The following is a 17,741-nucleotide window of genomic DNA, read 5'->3' as shown; positions in this document are numbered from 1 at the left end:
CTGCTGGGGCTTCTTTTTATTAAATGTTAAAGATGGTGTGGTTATTTAGGTTTGCGTTCGGAAATATATGAACCGGTGAGCGTTAAAAAAGTTCCCGTCAGGATCGCCCAGGTGATCTTTTCATTCAGAACAAGGGCAGAAGCTGCCACTGTAATTACAGGCACAATATAGATGTATACACTTGTTTTTACAGCCCCTAGAATCCCTACAGCTTTATTCCAAGTCAAAAAACACAGTGCCGAGGCACCCAGACCTAAGAAAAGCAGGTGAGCTACATTTGAAATCTCTTTGAATCTACTCAGACCCAGCTGGAAATCAAACAGAAACAGAGGAGGCAGCATAAACAGCAGACCATAGAAAAATACTCTGCGGGTAGCCCCTATAGTATGAATCTTTAGTAGGCTTATTTTTCGCATCAACACTGAATATATTGCCCAAACCACAGGTGCCAGCAATGCCAGCAAGTCACCGATGGGGTTCAGTTGGAGAAGATAACTCCCGTTCAGCCCAATTAATATAATTCCTGCCAAGGCTATCAAAAATCCTATAAAAAACTGCCTATGAAATTTCTCTTCTTCTAAAAAAAAGTGAGCGATAACCGCCGTGAAAAATGGAGCGATGGAGACAATCACACCTACATTGGATGCAAGGGTATAGACTAGGGCAATATTTTCTATAAGAAAATATAACGTGACTCCACAAAGACCTGCTGAGATAAAGAGTAATTCCTCTTTAAAGGATGTAGTTCGGATTGGACGTGAATAGATCAGTAACAGTACAAAGTACCCAATAAGAAAACGGAAGAACAGAATTTCCACAGGCGTAAAGTCTTTTAACAGTATTTTTGTGGAGATAAAGGTGGTTCCCCAGATTAAAATCGTAAGCAATGCCAGCAGATGTCCTGTGTTAATCTTGCGTTGATCTATCATTTCGTAAGTTCCATTGATGACTTTACTCCCGTTTGTTGAACAAATATACGCATATATTGCTTAGGGGTTAAGCCTATAAGTCTTTTGAAAAAATTTGTGAAATGGCTCTGATCACTGAAACCGGTTAGAGAGGCCACTTCTATTGGCAATATTCCTTGTTCTAAAAGCTTTTTGGCGTGGTTGATGCGAATAGTTTCCAAGTAACGGTAAGGTGATATTCCTTTCTGTCTGGTAAATAAACGCAGCAAGTGATATTTACTTAAGCCGCTCAATTCACTTAGCTGGTTCAGCGTAATGTTCTGCGTATAATGTAACTCTATGTATTCGCAAATGATTTTAATTTCAGAAGTAGGCTCTTGAGCGGGACAGAGGGTTTCTGTCTCCGTGTATTCTCTCAGAAGCTGCTCCAAGAGAAATAGAAACAATTCTTCTTTTTGAAAATCGGATTGATCCTCTAATATCATTTGGTGCAGATCGTGTAAAGGGCTCGACAGTTCACTTTGGTAGAGAACATTGTGTGTGAACCGCGGTAAGTAGTCTATGCCGGTAATTTCTAGCACATACTCACGCATGACTTCCGGCTGAATATTGATGCAGCGATAGTCAAGCATCCTCCCGTCTATCTGTTCACAGGCATGGGGATCCGCCGGATTAAAGATGACCACATCTCCGCTGTTAAGAATATGCTCTTCTTGGTTACATAGCAGATGTCTCTTTCCTTGTTCAATAAAACCTATGACATAATAGTCATGAAAATGGTTGGGAAACTTCTGCATAATACCTTCAAATCGATAGGCCTCAAATTTTAAGTCACGATCGAAAACTACTGTTCGAACTTCACGAGTCATTGCTGCACCTTCTTTTCCAATTATGTATAACCATTATAATGTGAAAATTAGGGGCATTCTTGCATGATGTTGCGATACCTCATCTTCTACATGATAGGTTCCTCAGGTGTAATGATCGTTGGAATACTCACAGTAAAAGTTGTTCCTTGCTCCAGAATACTTTCTACAGAGATCGCTCCGCCATGATTATGTATAATATTTTGTGTGATCATATAACCTAAGCCTGTTCCTGTTTCTTTGGTCGTATAAAATGGTTTGCCGAGGGCATTGATCTGTTCCTCTGTCATCCCACAGCCTTCATCCTGCACACTGATTCGGGCTTCTCTGTCATAGGTTTGCACATGAATATAGATGTTTCCCCCATGATTCATTGCTTCCATCGCATTTTTAAGTAAGTTAATAAATACCTGCTTAAGCTGATAAGCCTCACCATTGATCCAAATGGAATGATCAGTACAGACAGGGAGGATCTTGAGATTTTTTAGGGCAGCTTGTCCATTCATTAGTGTGGTGACTTGTTCCAGCAAAGACAATAAATCCACTGGTTTACTAATATGAGTGGTTTGGGGTTTAGATAAGACAAGCAGTTCGTTGACGATGAACTCGATGCGTTTCAATTCTGACTCAATAATGGAAATATATTTATCATTCATCCGCTCGGAAGAGCGCAGTAGCTTCATAAAGCCATTAATGGCTGTAAGAGGATTCCGTATTTCATGAGCGATTCCAGCTGCTAACTGTCCTGCTGTGGATAATTTCTCGGACTGTATCAGTCGTTCATCTTCCAATACTTGCTCGGAAATATCTTTGAATATGCCAATGAAGGCTTCGTTTCCTTCATAAATGATCGGCAATGTAATCCCATCCACATATTTCTGCTGGTTATTTAAACAATTAATCAGGTAGCAGACAGAACCTGTTGTTCTATCAGTGTTGAATTTCTTTCTTCGTTCTGAGAGAATTTCATAATTAGAGTAGTCTACAATATCCATAGTCGATAGACCAAGCACTTGATCTAGGCTTTCCGCATGGATTAATTGTAAACCTGCCGAATTTGCATACAGAACAATCCCTCCCCTAGTGATAAGCACGGGCTGAGGCAGTTCCTCCAGCAGCTGTAGAAAAGAGCTCTCTTTTTCAAGTAGATGGGAATTCACAACCTGAAGCTGAGTCTCCATTTCCCTGATCAGGGTTTTATTCTCGAATTGAGTAAAATAATATATGGGTTGACCATTGTCATCCAGAAGGATAGATATGGAGACCTTTAAAGATAACCGGCGTCCGGTGGGATGGAAATAATCTACTTCGAGTCTCTGCGGATCAGTACTCGTAGATGGAAGAGAGCTTCCTAATGAATTGAATTTATGAATCTGATCTAGTAGGGTACGGACGGTTGGAGAGGGTGTCGTTAATTCGGTTTCATCATACCCCAAGAGGTCGCATAATGCTGAATTCAGTTTTAGGAACGTTCCATCAAGCGAAATAAGGGCCATACCCATCACGGCTTGAGTAAAAACAAAGTCAAAACCTTGAAAATCATTTGTCCGCACAGCAGGTTACCTCTCTTCTTTATGGGGGAGTGAGTGTTATTTCAAAATGCAATATGTCTAACAGTCATAGTATAAAACATATAACTCAATAAAACATATAAAATTTCTGGGTTATTAGATATTCATACAACAGTTAAATAAAATCAGGTAGAATAGGAAGATACGTTGCATTTTAAGACAAGTGGAGGCGTTGTATTATGTTATCAGTTGTTGGTGAAATTCAAGGAATTAATCGTTACCCGGTCAAGTCATTTGCGGGTGAAAAATTAGAAAGCTGTATGATTGAACCGTATGGAATGCTTGGTGACCGTTTTTGCTCCTTTTACGATGAGTCAAAAGAGGGCTGGCGAAGATATATCACCGCTAGAAATATACCGAATATGCTTACCTATCAAGCGCAATTTATAGATGGACAAATCCATGTAACGGCATCAGACGGGCGAACCTTTGGATGGGATGATAATCTATTGGAAGAAATCCAAAGCCAAACCAAAACTCCAATCACTATGTCTGGTCTAAAAGCTGCACATCCACAGCCAGAACATCCGCAGCTCCTATCCGTGGATGGCGCTAGTATTCTACTCATTACGGATGCCAGCTTAAAAAAACTGGAGGCAACCTGGGGGCATTCCTTGGATCAACGGCGTTTTCGCGGGAATTTTGTTATCGCGCTGAATGATGATTCTCTTTTTGAAGGAGATTGGATTGGACGCCGGCTCAACATTGGGGATGTACAGCTACAGGTAGATAGTTTTTGTGAGAGATGTGTTGTGATTACGATGGACCCGGATAGTCTCCAGAAGGACCCAGTGCTTTTGAAAAAATTACATAAAGAGTTTGATTTGCATTTCGGAGTCTATGCCTCTGTAATCAAAACAGGGGAAATTCGAATCGGAGATAAAGTAGAAATAGTAGATTAGATATATAATCCCAATAGTATAAACTTCCTTTACATTACTCCATGGATAAATTATCCTTTAAAGGATGACGATTTCATATCGGGAGGTTATGTATGAAGAAAAATTTGGCATCCTTATTAGTTGCATTGCTTCTATTGGTGTATGTCCCTACTAGTGTTTTAGCAGCGGATAGCAGCAAAGGGCAAACGTATGTGAACACTCAGAAAGTGGCAGCAGAGAAGGCGGCGTTCTTAACGGAGAAGCTGGGGACGACTAGTCTCCAATATGCTCTTATTGATGGCGATAATATCGTTGTGAGCGGTCAATCTGGATTTAGCCATGTGGAGAGTAAGACAGCACCAAGCGTCACAACGATGTATGGTATTGGCTCGACGAGTAAAATGTATACAACAGCTTCTATTATGAAGCTCGTTGAGCAAGGAAAAGTAGATTTGGACGGTTCAGTCGTATCTTATTTGAATAATTTTACGATGGAAGATTCTCGTTATAAGCAAATCACTGTACGGATGCTGTTGAATCATTCATCAGGTCTTGCTGGCTCGAACTTATCCAATTCTTTCTTATTTAATGATTCCGATCCTATTGCAAAAGATAGTTTGCTAGAGACTTTGTCAACACAACGTCTGAAGGCCGATCCAGGCGCCTACTCAGTATATTGTAATGATGGATTTACGTTGGCTGAGTTGATTGTTGAAAAGGTCAGTGGCACGGACTTTACCACATTCATTCATCAAAATTTCACAGAACCTCTAGGGCTTGAACATACGAAAACGCCTGTAGATTCTGTAGCTTCTTCTCAGCTGGCTAGTGTCTATAATGCTACCTACTCAGCAGCTTTACCCAAAGAAACCATTAACGTGATTGGAACAGGTGGTATCTATTCCACTGCTGAGGATTTGGTGCGTTTTGCAACTATTTTTACAGGCCAATCGACTGGCATTTTGTCAGAAAAGTCTGTAAAAGCGATGGAACAAGAGGAATATAAGCGTGGAATATGGCCTAAAGGAGCCGATAATTCGTTAGCTTATGGATTAGGCTGGGACAGTGTGAACTTATATCCATTTAATCAGTACGAAATCAAGGCTTTGACAAAGGGTGGAGATACAGGTCTGTATCATACCTCATTAGTTGTATTGCCCGAGCAGCGGATGGCAGCAGCAGTAATATCTTCTGGCGGATCAAGTACAACGGACCAGATGCTTGCCAACGAAATTTTACTCAGTGCTTTACAGGAAAAGGGAGTTATTAAGGAACTGAAAGCTACACCAACATTTAAAACTTCGAACAAAGAGGATATGCCGCAAGAATTGCTAAACTATGCGGGTGTCTATGGTGATTCTACGCAACTGATGAAGATAGAGGTTAGTAAAGCTGGGGAATTGAGTATTTCTTCGATTATAGCTCCTACAATGCCTGCGCAGAAATTTTCCTATAATTCGAACGGTGAATTCTTAGATGCAGAGGGTACAAGTAAAGTTAGCTTTGTGAAGGAGAGCAATGGCCGTATCTATCTTTGGAGTCAAGGGTATGGGGTGATTCCAGGACTTGGTGAAACTGCCGTTACCCAATATGCAGCTGAGAAGCTTGAACCCAATGCCCTATCTCAAGAGGTCACTACTGCGTGGCAGCAGCGTCAAGGGAAATTGTATTTTGATGTCAGCGAGAAGTACAGCTCCCAATATTACATGAGTATGCCGGTAGCTGGAATCGCTATGTTCCCTGACGCACCTGGTTATATGGGCTCGAATAAAATAACTGGGCCTAATAAAGCAGAAATGACCGTGCAAATCCCAACCATCGCTGGACGCGATCTTGCGGATCTTATTTTTGAAGAGAAAAATGGTGTGGAGTATTTAAAGATTGGCAATCAATTGTTTATACATCAAGATGCGGTTAAACCTATTTATGCAGGCCCGCAATCTATGGTAACTATCCAATCAGATGGATATGCTAGATGGTATGGAGTTCCTGAAACGGCAACAGGTAAAATAATGACAGTAGAGCTGCCAACCAAAAGTTCCTTTGCCGTCTATGATGAGAATGGTGTATGTGTGAATTACTTCACCATTAGCGGTCTTAAACAAGTCAAACTTCCTAGCAACGGCAAAATTGTATTTGTTGGTGATGTTGGTGCGAAGTTTGAAGTGACCCTCAAGGCGCAATAAACGTATATAAAAAAAGAATCCTGTTATCAAGATTTTCGTCTTGGTAACAGGATTTTTTATTTGAAATTTTGTGAGAATTCTCTTATTTTATCTACCAAAATCCCTTTTAGCTGATCAGTACCTTCCTTTGGAGCCTTATAGGCCTTATAACCTCCAAAAGATTCAATACAAATCGCAGCTTCTTTCAGATCATCAGGGAAATTTTTCTCTATTAATTCTTCGGTTTTCTTAGGTTTCTCGTTGCAAATGTAGTAGCCCATCTTCTTAGTCAGTAACTCATCTTTATTTTTTTTGATAAAGTCACGAATGGCTTTATATATTTTTTCATCTCTTACTCCTGCTCCTAAAATAATGCTATCAAATGCCTCGATATTCGGCTTCTCTAATTCTATATTGCAAATTTTGCTCTGAGGTAGCTCTTCTGATAATACTTTTGCACATTGTTCAGTTGCTCCAGATTTTGTAGCGTATAGAATAAGTACTGCCATTGTGTTCCCTCTTTTCAGTTAAGATTAATCGCGTTCCCGCATAGAAAAAATCTCGCAGATCAAATATCTTGATTATCAAGATATAGTATATTTTATCGAATATACTGATCATTTGTCAAGCCAACGGCAAGCTCCTGAGTGTTAATTAGATATCCTTATTATGGTATCATGGGAATAATATTAATCTAATGCTAACTATATCTTTAATGAAATATACAAAAATAAGAGGAGTGAACGTAAATTGGGGATCATCGTAATGCTAATCATCTATTTGTTGCTTGGAATATTCGTGATTAAAGTAGGCATCGATAACTCTAGAAGTACACAACTATCAAAAGAAATATTAAATGAGTTAAGAGAAATCAAAGAACTAATGATCAGAAATAAATACGAATGAATTCTATATAAGAGTGGAGGTGAACGAAAGTGAAAATTGGACTTATACTTATAATCCTTGCTTTTTCTAACCTATTTCTAAGGATATGGATTGTTGGCCCGGATAAAGAAAAACTTCCTGAGGACGGTTATGAGCTTAATATAAAAGGGAAGCTTATACTTGCACTTGTGGGATTAATTACGGGGATTGTGATAATAATTGCCGATGGCCCAGAGGGTACGGTTATGAAGTGGTTTTGGATTGTAGTTATAATAGTAGCAATAGGATTTCAGTCGTTTATCGACTGGAAATTTCTAAAACATACGAAACAGCACATAGTTTCACTTATTCTGTTAGTCCTAGGTGTGGTATTAGTTTATTTTATATTCTGATCTAGTTTCATTCGTACCGGTATCGGACCCAGATGATGTTATTTGCTAAATAATCGCCTTTTGGGCAGCGTTTCGGACTCCAGTGCAGCTATTCGTTAGAAAGTGACTTATATTACGGGGTTTTATGCCAATAGTGGCCATGGGGTCCGATGGAATTCTTAAAGTGGAAATATACTGCTGTTAGAGTCGATGGGGTCCGTTAGTGACTTTGTGACTGCTGATGGTTTCGAATCATACGATGAAAAGAGGTGTTCCGGCGGCCAGCATATGGCTTGTTGGGCACCTCCTTTTTGTGTTCACATTATACTTCTGCTTTCGTAGCCACGAGAGGACAGAATCCAGGGTTCGTTATACATAATTCTTGAGCGAATTCCGGTTGGAGCTTGGAGAGCTCGGCGAAATAGCTGCTGATTACGTGATTACCACTTGTAGATCCATTCTGGAAAGACAGTGAGTTGAAAGTATGGACATGATTGTAATAATACTTTTTTTCCCGTTTGGGGAGCTTATAGACATGTGGAGGTGCGTAGGTTACAACATCAAAAAGATTGGCATACCGGTAACTCTTCCGCACATATTGTTTGAAAATATTAACGAAGTCCGGATCACCTACCCGTGGGGAACCATAAGTATATAGGTTAGGTGAGGTGTAAGAGGTATTTGCCGCAATATCTAAGGTACATAAGGTGGCGAGCGCTCCACCGAGGCTGTGGCCCGTAATGTATAAGGTCTTGTCAGGAGATAGCTTGGAGAGCGCAGAGAAGATGCCGTCCCGAGCTGAAGAATAAATGTTGGTGAAGCCACGATGGGTGAGAGAGTCTTCTTTAAGATATTTGAACCGTTCCTGTGAAGCGAGGACGTTGGATATCCAATTGGTCGTCGTACTGGTTCCCCGAAAAGCGATAATAATCTCTTGTGGAGACTCCAAAATAAAGCCGAAACGTTCCCATACATTATTGAAGGATTGTGCTTCAATGGGATGACATAGCTGATAACCTAATGGAATGACGAAAACTCCATCTATATTTGAAAATTGTGTATAGGTTTGCCCGCAGACTGCAGCTAGAAAGATCGCCCTTTGCTCTTGCTCATCCCTCTTACTCACGTACATCCCGCCTTTCTTTCCTACACTATATTAGGGGGATGAAGGAGTGATTCCTAAGAAAAAGGATTCCCTGAAACTTCTCTCTGAGTTACTATATATAAATAAGTCCAACAGCGAGAGAAAAGGGGGAAATGCATACATGAGCAACTTATTGGAAATTTTACACAAGGAAGTCGTGCCGGCAGAAGGCTGTACGGAGCCGATTGCAGTTGCGTATGCCGTCTCCTTGGCGGCAGAGCTTCTCGAGGAAGAAATTACGGGGATTCAGCTGCATCTCAGCGGTAATATTATTAAAAATGCAATGGGAGTGGGCATTCCCGGGACAGGCCAGACAGGCCTGCCCATCGCAGCAGCCCTTGGAGCGGTGGTCGGCCGTTCTCACAAGGAGCTGGAAATTCTGTCAGGTCTGACGCAGGCTGAGTTGAAGATGGCAAATGACCTGCTGGATAGAAAGCTGCTAAAAGTGGAGATAAAGGACACTCCTGAGAAATTATATATTGAAGCCCAATTGTTTACGCAGAACCATACGGCGACTGCCATTATTGCCAGAGAGCACACCCATATAGAATATTTGGCTCTGGACGGGGAGAAAATAACACCCCGGAATTCAAAAGCCGACTGTGGCAAGCCTGGTCTTTCCGACACGGAAGAGTATGCGGGCTCAGTTGACCAGATATTCGAGTTTATCTGTACCGCTCCTTTTTCAGACCTTAGCTTTCTCTTGGAAGGGGCGCGGATGAACAAAGCGATCTCTGATGAGGGATTGCGAGGCGATTATGGCTTGCAAGTAGGTAAGAAAATGAATCAGCAATCTGCGGTGAATCTGTTCGGCAATGATGTAGCGAACAGAATTATCGCGGCTACCGCAGCGGCTTCAGATGCTCGAATGGATGGCAGTGCAATGCCTGTGATGACAACTGCAGGCAGTGGCAATCAAGGCATCGCCTGTACGCTTCCCGTTATTGCTCTGGCGGAATTGCTGGACAAAGATGAAGAAATGCTAGCTCGGGCGCTTGCACTGAGCAATCTGGTCACTGTGCACATCAAACATTATATCGGGCGTTTGTCCCCATTATGTGGTTCAGGGATTGCAGGGGGAGTAGGAGCAAATAGCGGGATCATTTATCTCATGGGCGGCAGTCTTGAGCAGATCAAGCATGGGATACAGAATACGATAGCTTCTTTGTCAGGCATGATCTGTGACGGTGCGAATTCTACCTGTGCGCTGAAGATTTCCACCTCCACTAATACGGCGATCCAGGCAGCCACACTGGCTATGAACAACATTGCTCCTACAACCAAGGATGGTGTAATTTTCGAAGAGGTGGAAGATACCATCCGCAACATGGAGCGTTTGGTTCAGGAAGGGCTGGCGGATACTGACAAGACCATTCTCAATATTATGCTCTCCAAAGGCGGAGCGAATTAGCCTCCAAATAAGTTGAAAACAAGATAGAACATCATAATTAAGACCGCCCGGTTCCCTGCATAAAATGGCAGGAAGCCGGGCGGTCTTTGTAACACTTCGGCAAAAACATAGGTCTGCGAGAAGATTTGCATTAAATTTTAACATAACTTATTCTGAGTTAATAAAGGCATAGAGACTGAGGGTATAAAAAGGAGATAATATGACAGAGAAAATAGATATAGGCTGGAATTTTGCGAACAGTTATACTCAACTGCCGGAATCAATGTTTACAAGGATTAAGCCAACGCCTGTGGGTAAACCGGAACTGATTATTTTTAATGAACCATTGGCTGCTACTCTTGGGCTGAATAGCACCGCACTACAGAGTAAGGAGGTTCTTGGGATTCTTGCCGGCAACGAAGTTCCTGAAGGTACCCTGTCGCTTGCGCAAGCTTATGCTGGACATCAATTCGGACATTTTACCATGTTGGGAGACGGTCGAGCAGTGCTGCTGGGCGAACAGATCACCCCTCAAGGTGATCGTGTAGATATTCAATTGAAGGGTGCGGGAAGAACCCCATACTCTCGTGGTGGCGATGGCCGGGCAGCGCTTGGGCCGATGTTACGCGAATATATCATCAGTGAAGCTATGCATGGACTTGGGATTCCTACGACTCGCAGCTTGGCGGTGGTAGCTACAGGGGAGTCGCTAATTCGGGAAACGGAACAGCCGGGGGCGGTTCTGACCCGGATTGCTGCCAGTCATTTGCGTGTTGGAACTTTCCAATATGTTGCTGCATGGGGGACTGTGGAGGATCTGCGTATTCTGGCTGATTACACGTTGCAAAGACATTATCCAGAAGCTCCTGTGGAAGATAATCCATATCTTGTTCTGCTTCGGGAAGTAATGGAACGTCAAGCAGCGCTAATTGCTAAATGGCAGCTTGTAGGTTTTATTCACGGAGTGATGAATACTGATAATATGGCCCTTAGCGGAGAAACGATTGATTATGGTCCATGTGCCTTCATGGATGTGTATAATCCTGAGACAGTATTTAGTTCCATAGACCAGCAGGGTCGTTATGCTTACCACAATCAGCCCGGGATTGGCGCATGGAATCTCGCCAGATTTGCCGAGACTCTCTTGCCATTGCTGGCTGACGATCAGGCACAGGCGATTAAGCTGGCTGAGGAGGCAATTTCAGATTTTTCGGAGCGGTCCTATCAATATTGGCTAACGGGAATGAGAGCGAAGCTGGGAATCTTTAACGAAGAGTTAGAGGATGTTGCTCTGATTGATACCCTCCTTGAACTGATGCAAAAATATCGGGCTGACTACACTAATACATTTCGGTCCTTAACTTTAGGCGTAACGGAAGATGCTGATCTGTTTGGCACCCCTGAATTTAAGCAATGGAATGAGCTATGGCAGGCGCGGCTTAGCAGGCAGCAGGAATCACAATCCTCTTCACAGAAGCTGATGCATAGCAGCAATCCTGCGATTATTCCGCGGAACCATCGTGTAGAAGAAGCGCTTGAGGCTGCGGTAGAGCGGGAAGATTACGATGTGATGGAGAGGTTACTTCAAGCTTTGACTAACCCATACGCCTACTCCTCTGAACAAGAGGAATACTCGGCACTTCCTGAGGAATCCGCATGTCCATATCGTACATTCTGCGGTACTTGATTTGCATATAATTTATCTGGAAAATGGGGGAAGGAAGAATGTTTCATGCTTATGATGTTCTAGCCAACCAGTTGCTGGCCAATGCGAATGATCCGAGTTGGTATGTGCCCCTTGAAGTGGCGGTTAAAGACTTAAGTGAAGAAGAAGCTTTTTGGAAGGTAACGGAAGAAAGCAATAATATTGCTGAGATTGTGCAGCATCTTCTTTACTGGAATGAAACTTGGCAAACAAGGTATAAAGAAGCCAGTGTTCAGGCGGTTCCTCCAGTGGATAGTAATAATAATACCTTTGTCGTTGCAGAAGGGAAAACGTTCGAAGCGCTGCAAAAACAACTTTTAGAGGTTCTTTTACACTGGCAGGAATTGATTAAGAAAGAACAATTGGAAGCTGATGTTCAAGGATTTCCAGACAGTAAATGGTGGGAAGTCCTCGGAAATGTAACAACCCATAATGCTTATCATGTGGGCCAAATTGTTTATATTCGAAAGATACAGAAGAGCTGGAACCGCGATGTGAAGTGACATTGTGAAGTGAATCCTAAAGAATAGACATTTTAAAGGCGTTAGCGGATGCACATGCATCTGGCTTTCGTCTTTTTTTACGCATTAATACTTATATATACTTAATTATTAACTTATAAATGCTTGTAAATACTTATAAAATGACTTATGATGACTTTAGGAGGTGAATTTCATTATGTATCAAGAGGAACGATTATTAAAAATACTCGAATATTTGAAACAACACCAATCGATGAGTGTTCAAGATATCTGTACGCAATTTGAAGTCTCAAGAGATACTGCCCGACGGGATATTGTTAGGTTAGTACAAGAGGGCGTCGTTGTTCGGACGCATGGCGGTCTAGCGTTACCTGAATTGCAAAAAGAATTATTATCTTATCAAGATCGTTTGATCGATGAATCCGAGAGTAAGCAGAGAATAGGGAAGATCGCGGCCGGGCTTATCCAAGATCGTGAGACTGTGATTTTAGATGTATCGACCACTGTACAGTTTGTTGCAGAACAAATTAGTGCGCAGGATATTACGGTTGTCACGCACTCGATAGACAATGTAGGGATTTTATCCCATCGCGAGGATCTGCTAATTTATGTACTTGGTGGTTACTTGAATGTGAAAAACCGCTTGTTATATGGTTCTTCCATTATCGATAAACTTAGTGAAATTCGTGCGGATAAAGCCTTTATTGGAGCATCGGCGATCTGTGCTGATGGACTCTATTATCCTTATGAAGAAGATGCGCGGGTAAAAAGAGAAATGGCTCGAAGATCTGATCAAGTGATTTTAGTAGCGGATCACACCAAATTTAATGCTAAATCCTTTTATCGGCTAGACTTTGATTTCGTTGATATTTTAGTTACAAATCGAGAGCTTCCAATCGAGATCAGAGAAGTTCTAGATCAGAAGAACATCACAGTTATTGAGTGCTTAGATGAAGTTGAAGAGGTTCGAAATCAAGAGTGATAACGACTGGAGGAGAATGTTTATGACTTATATTTTGCAAAATGTACAAGTAGTGCTTCAGAATAGTATAGTTTCAGCGGCCAATGTATGGATTTCTGAAGGAAAGGTGATGAGGATAGACTCAGGAGATATTTCTATCCCAGAGGGTGAGTATGAACGGATTGATGGCGGAGGGCATTTGTTAGTGCCCGGAATGATAGATGTGCATATTCATGGCGCTAACGGGTTTGATATGATGGACGGTACTGAAGAGAGTATTCAAGAAGTATCGAAGGCTTGTGCAGCTTCTGGTTGCACCTCATTTCTGGCTACCTCTGTGAGTTCTACGATGGAGGATCTTTTAGAGATGATTCGTAGTGTCAAACGTGTCATTGGGTATGAAGTGGGAGCAAAGATCGCAGGCATTCACTTAGAGGGACCTTATCTAAACCCCAAGAGAAAAGGAATGCAAAATGAAAAGTATCTGCGGCATCCTAACTTAGAGGAAATGAAGCTCATTTTCCAAGAAGCTGGATCACTCATAAAAATGGTTACGATTGCTCCTGAGCTGCCGGGAGGCATGGAGCTTCTTTCCTTTTTGAAAGAACAGGGAGTAGTGATAGCGATTGCTCATTCGGATGCCACATATGAGGAAGCCAAACAAGCTTTTGCCGCTGGGGCAAGTCATGTTACGCATTGTTTTAATGGCATGCGGCCGATCCATCATCGAGATCCGGGGATTGTGGTTGCCGCTTTCGAAGAGAAGCATGTGAGCCTGCAAGCTATTGTGGATAATGTCCATCTGCATCCTGCAATTATCCGCTTGATGCATACCATGAAAGGACCGGAAGGAATGGTCTTGATCACAGATGCCTTACAGGCAATGGGGTTAGGGGATGGAAATTATATATTTGGAGGACATCAGGTTACGGTATCTGGTGGCATAGCGCGATTGGAAGATGGCACGCTGGCCTCCAGTACAGTTACCATGAATGAAGCCTTACGTTATACTGTCGAAACTGGAATTTCGCTCACAGATGCCGTGCAAATGGCTTCAACTACACCTGCCAATATTCTTGAACTTCAACAAAAGGGGACGATTACCTCTGGCTTGGATGCTGACCTGGTTCTCTTGGATGATGAATTCAAAGTGCTCTGGACAATGGTAGGAGGGCAGATCTTACAGCTGTGACCGGTATTCATGTGCGGTTATTCCGAATACGCTTTTAAAATGCCTGTTCAGATGAGTTAGATCCACAAATCCGCAATCTACAACAGCTGCATAGATATCCTTGGTTCTCTCAATGGACTGCTTGGCACGCTCTACCTTGCAATTTAAGAAAAATTGATAGGGTGATATTCCTGTGAGTGTCTTAAACTCGCGAATAAACTGATATTTGGATAGACCAAACTCTGTGCAGAGATCGTCCAGCTTCAGCACATGGTCTAAACTGCAGTACATCATTTCCTTTGCTTTTTTAAGAAATTTATTATTCGTTCTGCGATCGGTAACTATTTCAGTATTGGATACTAAATGAACCAGAGTGAATAACAGTTCACTGCACAAAGACTCCTCTTTGCCATTCTGAATGGCATGGTTTAGGGCTAATATGCACTGCGCCAAATTGTCATCGTATAAGATAGGAGTGGCGAAGCGGAGTTCTTTTTTTCTTAATATCTCTAACATTAGGGTTGGCTTAATATAAAGCATGACATAATCAATGCCACCTTTATCATACGCATTGCCATCATGCGTTTGTTCTGGATTAAACAACATTACGCCATTTTTATGAGAGGATTGCAAACTACCGTCAAGATTATATTGCTGAATGCCACGAAGGGTCACACCGAGTGCATATTCCTCATGGCAATGTTTTTTATAGGTGAAATCAGTAAGGCTGGCGGATAAGGACAGGATCTCTGCTGACTTTTTATAGTTAAATTTCTCCACGTTCTTAACCTCCGCGACTTTATAGGATTCCCGATATCATAATGGCCGAGTATAGTAAAAACAGTGCCATCACGGTATTTAGAACTTTTTGATGATTTTTCATAAATGTTCTGAAGATTGTCCCAAATACAACCCATGTCGTAAATGCAAAAAATCCGATCACAGTTATAATTATAACAAATATAAACAAGGCAAGCGAAGAGGTATAGAATGGCATTACGTAGTTGGGAATAACCGTTAGTGTAAATACTAGCACTTTAGGATTCACAAGCTGCATAAGCACGCCTGAGCGGAAATTGGCATTGGGGTCAGGTTGGTCTTCCATTGAACCCATTTTAAAGATTTTATAAGCAAGGTAGAGCATATATAAACTCCCAATGATTTGCATAATGATCAGGATATTTGGGATGATTTCTACTAGAATACGGTTCAGCAGAGTAGAAATGATAAGTAATAAGCCAAAAGCCAGCGTGGATCCGTATACATACCCCATTGATTTTTTAGCCCCGGAATGCTGCACCGAAGAAAGAATAACAATATTGGTAGGACCGGGTGTAAATGTAGCGACAACGCAATAGATCAGAAAGGACAATATATTCATGATGACCTCCAGTAAAGTAGTTCTATGAATATAAACCTTTCAGTCTGAATGCTGATAGTATATTATTGCAGGGTTTTTAAGAATTCCGGCCGGGAATAGAAGAGGTGTCCGAATCAATGAATAAGAGTAATCCAATGACCATAAGCACGCTTTCTCCAGATGATTTTGAATCCACATGCTCTGTTTTTGAAACTTCAATCCAAGATGCCTTTGAAAAAGAAGGGCTTGATCATTTACAAGACGATATCCAAAGTGAAATAGATCATAAAAAGCAAATGGTGATGACTTCACTGGATACTACGACTGGGGAGCCTTACTTCCTTCTTGCAAAAATAGAAGAGCAGGTTGTCGGTACGATTTCCTTTGGACCTTGTGGCGAAGATATTCAAACCTGCACGGATCATCAGTTAGATGAAATAGGGGAATTGGGCAGTCTATACATTATGCCAAGTTATCAGGGCCAAGGTGTGGGTTCAGCCTTAATTAAGGAAATGATGATATTTCTAAAAAAGCAAGGGGTAGAGCAGTTTTGTCTGGACAGCGGTTATAAACGTGCACAGGTCAGGTGGCAACGTAAATTTGGGCAGCCTTATAAAGTAGTAGAAGACTATTGGGGACCTGATTCTGTCCATATGGTTTGGTTTTGTAATGTGAATGATCATTTAAGCTAGAGATATATTTTACATGAAAATAACAGTCCCTTTGCTACGCGCAGAGGGATTTTTTGTTTTGTTGGATAAAACGGGTGTAATGTCGTTTGACAGATGATCTTTTGCCGGGTAATATGAATCTTAGATTTAGTAAATTAGTAATTTAGTAAATGGGTAAATTAGTAAATCATAAAATGGAGAGTGACTAATCATGAAAATCCCAACAACTCTAAAACATAAACCTGTAGTCGTGTCAGAAAATTACGAGCAGGTTGATGGCCGCTACGCCGGGGACACAGACGCAAAAGGTCTATCCCTAGGATTAGCACAATGGAACGATAGAGGAAAGGTCGACATCTCAGCAAAGGTATGGAGACATACAGGGGACAAATGGTCGAGACAGTCCGAAGAGCTGCCAATGCACAGAGTGCTTGACCTGGCAATTTTGATTTGCAGAAGTAGTTTGTATTTTCAAGAGGCCTATCGTTTTCCAAAAATGTATGATCCCGAGAGCCCTATGATTGATCGTATTGGACTGCAGGGAGATGCAATGAGTGTATCTGTATGTGCAGATAATCCCATGATTGATAATGATATTAAGCTGTTCGCTCAGGCGCTTAGTGATGATGGTGAAATGATCGGAGAACGGCTTTCGGTATTGTCCCGTTTATTAAAAGAAATGGGGTACTGAAATTTAGCAGAATGGCCTGTGAAAGGAGAATCATAAATCATAATGGACAAAAGTAAACGTAAAGAACTTCAGGAGCAATATAAGCAGCTCAAGACGTACATGGGTGCTATTCAAATTACAAACAAAAGAAGCGGGAAAATATTCGTTGACAGCTATCCCAACCTGAAAAATAAATGGATGACTATACAGATGCAATTAGAAATGGGCAGATTTGCAAATGCAGAGCTGCAAAAGGACTGGAAGGAACTTGGAGCAGAAGCCTTCAGCTATGAGGTGTTAGAGCAGAAGGAGTCAGAAGACGTAACCGACGTGCGCTGGGAGCTTAAACTATTGAAAAAGAAGTGGTTCGAGAAATTGCAGCCCTTTGATGACAAAGGATATAATAAGCCACTAACCCATTAAGCCAAGTATAAAGAAACCTTTAGCTTTTATAGCAAGGGTTTCTTTTTTTAGGGATCGTATTTCACTCCGGATTTTATGTGTCGTAATATTATATATGTTTTGTCGCATTTTCCTACT

At 41.7% G+C, this 17,741-nt stretch carries 18 protein-coding genes; 11 read left to right on the top strand and 7 right to left on the bottom strand.

Annotation, left to right across the window (positions count from 1 at the left end; translation table 11 throughout):
* Positions 1 to 41: 41 nt before the first annotated feature.
* From MHI51_RS19940 to MHI51_RS19930, 3 genes are all read right to left on the bottom strand, one after another.
* Positions 42 to 926 carry a DMT family transporter gene (locus tag MHI51_RS19940; RefSeq protein WP_341004293.1) on the bottom strand — a complete coding sequence of 295 codons (885 nt, stop codon included), beginning with the start codon at positions 924 to 926 and terminating at the stop codon, positions 42 to 44.
* Positions 926 to 1,777 (bottom strand): AraC family transcriptional regulator, encoded by an 852-nt coding sequence (locus MHI51_RS19935; protein ID WP_341003153.1) that lies wholly within the window; start codon positions 1,775 to 1,777, stop codon positions 926 to 928. Before MHI51_RS19935 ends, MHI51_RS19940 begins: the two co-directional genes overlap by 1 nt.
* A gap of 86 nt (positions 1,778 to 1,863) precedes the next feature.
* Positions 1,864 to 3,327, bottom strand: coding sequence for an ATP-binding protein (locus MHI51_RS19930; protein WP_256721832.1), 1,464 nt, complete (start codon positions 3,325 to 3,327; stop codon positions 1,864 to 1,866).
* A gap of 197 nt (positions 3,328 to 3,524) precedes the next feature.
* Between MHI51_RS19930 and MHI51_RS19925 the strand changes: the two genes are divergently transcribed.
* Entirely contained in the window at positions 3,525 to 4,247 is a 723-nt protein-coding gene (locus MHI51_RS19925) for an MOSC domain-containing protein (RefSeq protein WP_076276121.1), read from the top strand.
* A gap of 92 nt (positions 4,248 to 4,339) precedes the next feature.
* Positions 4,340 to 6,412 carry a serine hydrolase gene (locus tag MHI51_RS19920; protein ID WP_076276122.1) on the top strand — a complete coding sequence of 691 codons (2,073 nt, stop codon included), beginning with the start codon at positions 4,340 to 4,342 and terminating at the stop codon, positions 6,410 to 6,412.
* 56 nt (positions 6,413 to 6,468) lie between these two features.
* Here MHI51_RS19920 and MHI51_RS19915 read toward each other — a convergent pair whose 3' ends face one another.
* Positions 6,469 to 6,900 carry a flavodoxin domain-containing protein gene (locus MHI51_RS19915; RefSeq protein WP_076190655.1) on the bottom strand — a complete coding sequence of 144 codons (432 nt, stop codon included), beginning with the start codon at positions 6,898 to 6,900 and terminating at the stop codon, positions 6,469 to 6,471.
* Between the two features lie 426 nt (positions 6,901 to 7,326).
* Between MHI51_RS19915 and MHI51_RS19910 the strand changes: the two genes are divergently transcribed.
* Positions 7,327 to 7,668 carry a DUF4181 domain-containing protein gene (locus MHI51_RS19910; protein ID WP_076127294.1) on the top strand — a complete coding sequence of 114 codons (342 nt, stop codon included), beginning with the start codon at positions 7,327 to 7,329 and terminating at the stop codon, positions 7,666 to 7,668.
* Between the two features lie 301 nt (positions 7,669 to 7,969).
* On the opposite strand, the gene MHI51_RS19905 is transcribed toward MHI51_RS19910, so the two are convergent.
* Positions 7,970 to 8,779: a lipase family protein gene (locus MHI51_RS19905; protein ID WP_405173209.1), complete on the bottom strand. Its 810-nt coding sequence runs from the start codon at positions 8,777 to 8,779 to the stop codon at positions 7,970 to 7,972.
* A 133-nt stretch (positions 8,780 to 8,912) separates the two neighbouring features.
* Between MHI51_RS19905 and MHI51_RS19900 the strand changes: the two genes are divergently transcribed.
* The 5 genes from MHI51_RS19900 to nagA all read left to right on the top strand — a co-directional run bounded on the left by MHI51_RS19900 (position 8,913) and on the right by nagA (position 14,521).
* Complete coding sequence (locus MHI51_RS19900) at positions 8,913 to 10,202, top strand: serine dehydratase subunit alpha family protein (RefSeq protein ID WP_076218429.1); 1,290 nt, start codon at positions 8,913 to 8,915, stop codon at positions 10,200 to 10,202.
* A gap of 199 nt (positions 10,203 to 10,401) precedes the next feature.
* A complete protein-coding gene (locus MHI51_RS19895) occupies positions 10,402 to 11,868 on the top strand; it encodes a YdiU family protein (protein WP_076218424.1) in 1,467 nt (488 codons plus the stop codon).
* 38 nt (positions 11,869 to 11,906) lie between these two features.
* A complete protein-coding gene (locus MHI51_RS19890; protein ID WP_076276125.1) occupies positions 11,907 to 12,389 on the top strand; it encodes a DinB family protein in 483 nt (160 codons plus the stop codon).
* 175 nt (positions 12,390 to 12,564) lie between these two features.
* The gene (locus MHI51_RS19885) at positions 12,565 to 13,350 is read left to right on the top strand and encodes a DeoR/GlpR family DNA-binding transcription regulator (RefSeq protein ID WP_076218423.1); all 786 of its coding nucleotides are present in this window, start codon (positions 12,565 to 12,567) and stop codon (positions 13,348 to 13,350) included.
* Positions 13,351 to 13,372: 22 nt separating this feature from the next.
* Complete coding sequence (nagA, locus tag MHI51_RS19880) at positions 13,373 to 14,521, top strand: N-acetylglucosamine-6-phosphate deacetylase (protein WP_076127285.1); 1,149 nt, start codon at positions 13,373 to 13,375, stop codon at positions 14,519 to 14,521.
* On the opposite strand, the gene MHI51_RS19875 is transcribed toward nagA, so the two are convergent.
* Positions 14,510 to 15,280 carry an AraC family transcriptional regulator gene (locus MHI51_RS19875; protein ID WP_076276128.1) on the bottom strand — a complete coding sequence of 257 codons (771 nt, stop codon included), beginning with the start codon at positions 15,278 to 15,280 and terminating at the stop codon, positions 14,510 to 14,512. The genes nagA and MHI51_RS19875 overlap by 12 nt on opposite strands.
* A gap of 19 nt (positions 15,281 to 15,299) precedes the next feature.
* Positions 15,300 to 15,881 (bottom strand): LysE family transporter, encoded by a 582-nt coding sequence (locus tag MHI51_RS19870; protein ID WP_341003147.1) that lies wholly within the window; start codon positions 15,879 to 15,881, stop codon positions 15,300 to 15,302.
* A 116-nt stretch (positions 15,882 to 15,997) separates the two neighbouring features.
* Between MHI51_RS19870 and MHI51_RS19865 the strand changes: the two genes are divergently transcribed.
* The 3 genes from MHI51_RS19865 to MHI51_RS19855 all read left to right on the top strand — a co-directional run bounded on the left by MHI51_RS19865 (position 15,998) and on the right by MHI51_RS19855 (position 17,624).
* Entirely contained in the window at positions 15,998 to 16,552 is a 555-nt protein-coding gene (locus MHI51_RS19865) for a GNAT family N-acetyltransferase (RefSeq protein ID WP_076218421.1), read from the top strand.
* Positions 16,553 to 16,742: 190 nt separating this feature from the next.
* Positions 16,743 to 17,222, top strand: coding sequence for a DUF6530 family protein (locus MHI51_RS19860; protein WP_038572158.1), 480 nt, complete (start codon positions 16,743 to 16,745; stop codon positions 17,220 to 17,222).
* 42 nt (positions 17,223 to 17,264) lie between these two features.
* Positions 17,265 to 17,624, top strand: a complete 360-nt coding sequence (locus MHI51_RS19855) for a GIY-YIG nuclease family protein (protein ID WP_076218420.1) — start codon at positions 17,265 to 17,267, stop codon at positions 17,622 to 17,624.
* Positions 17,625 to 17,741: the final 117 nt, after the last annotated feature.

It is taken from the genome of Paenibacillus sp. FSL H8-0260, assembly GCF_045040625.1.
Classification (GTDB): Bacteria; Bacillota; Bacilli; order Paenibacillales; family Paenibacillaceae; genus Paenibacillus_AQ; species Paenibacillus_AQ odorifer.
Note: the sequence above shows the minus strand (reverse complement) of the source record. Positions and strands in the feature narration are given on the sequence as shown.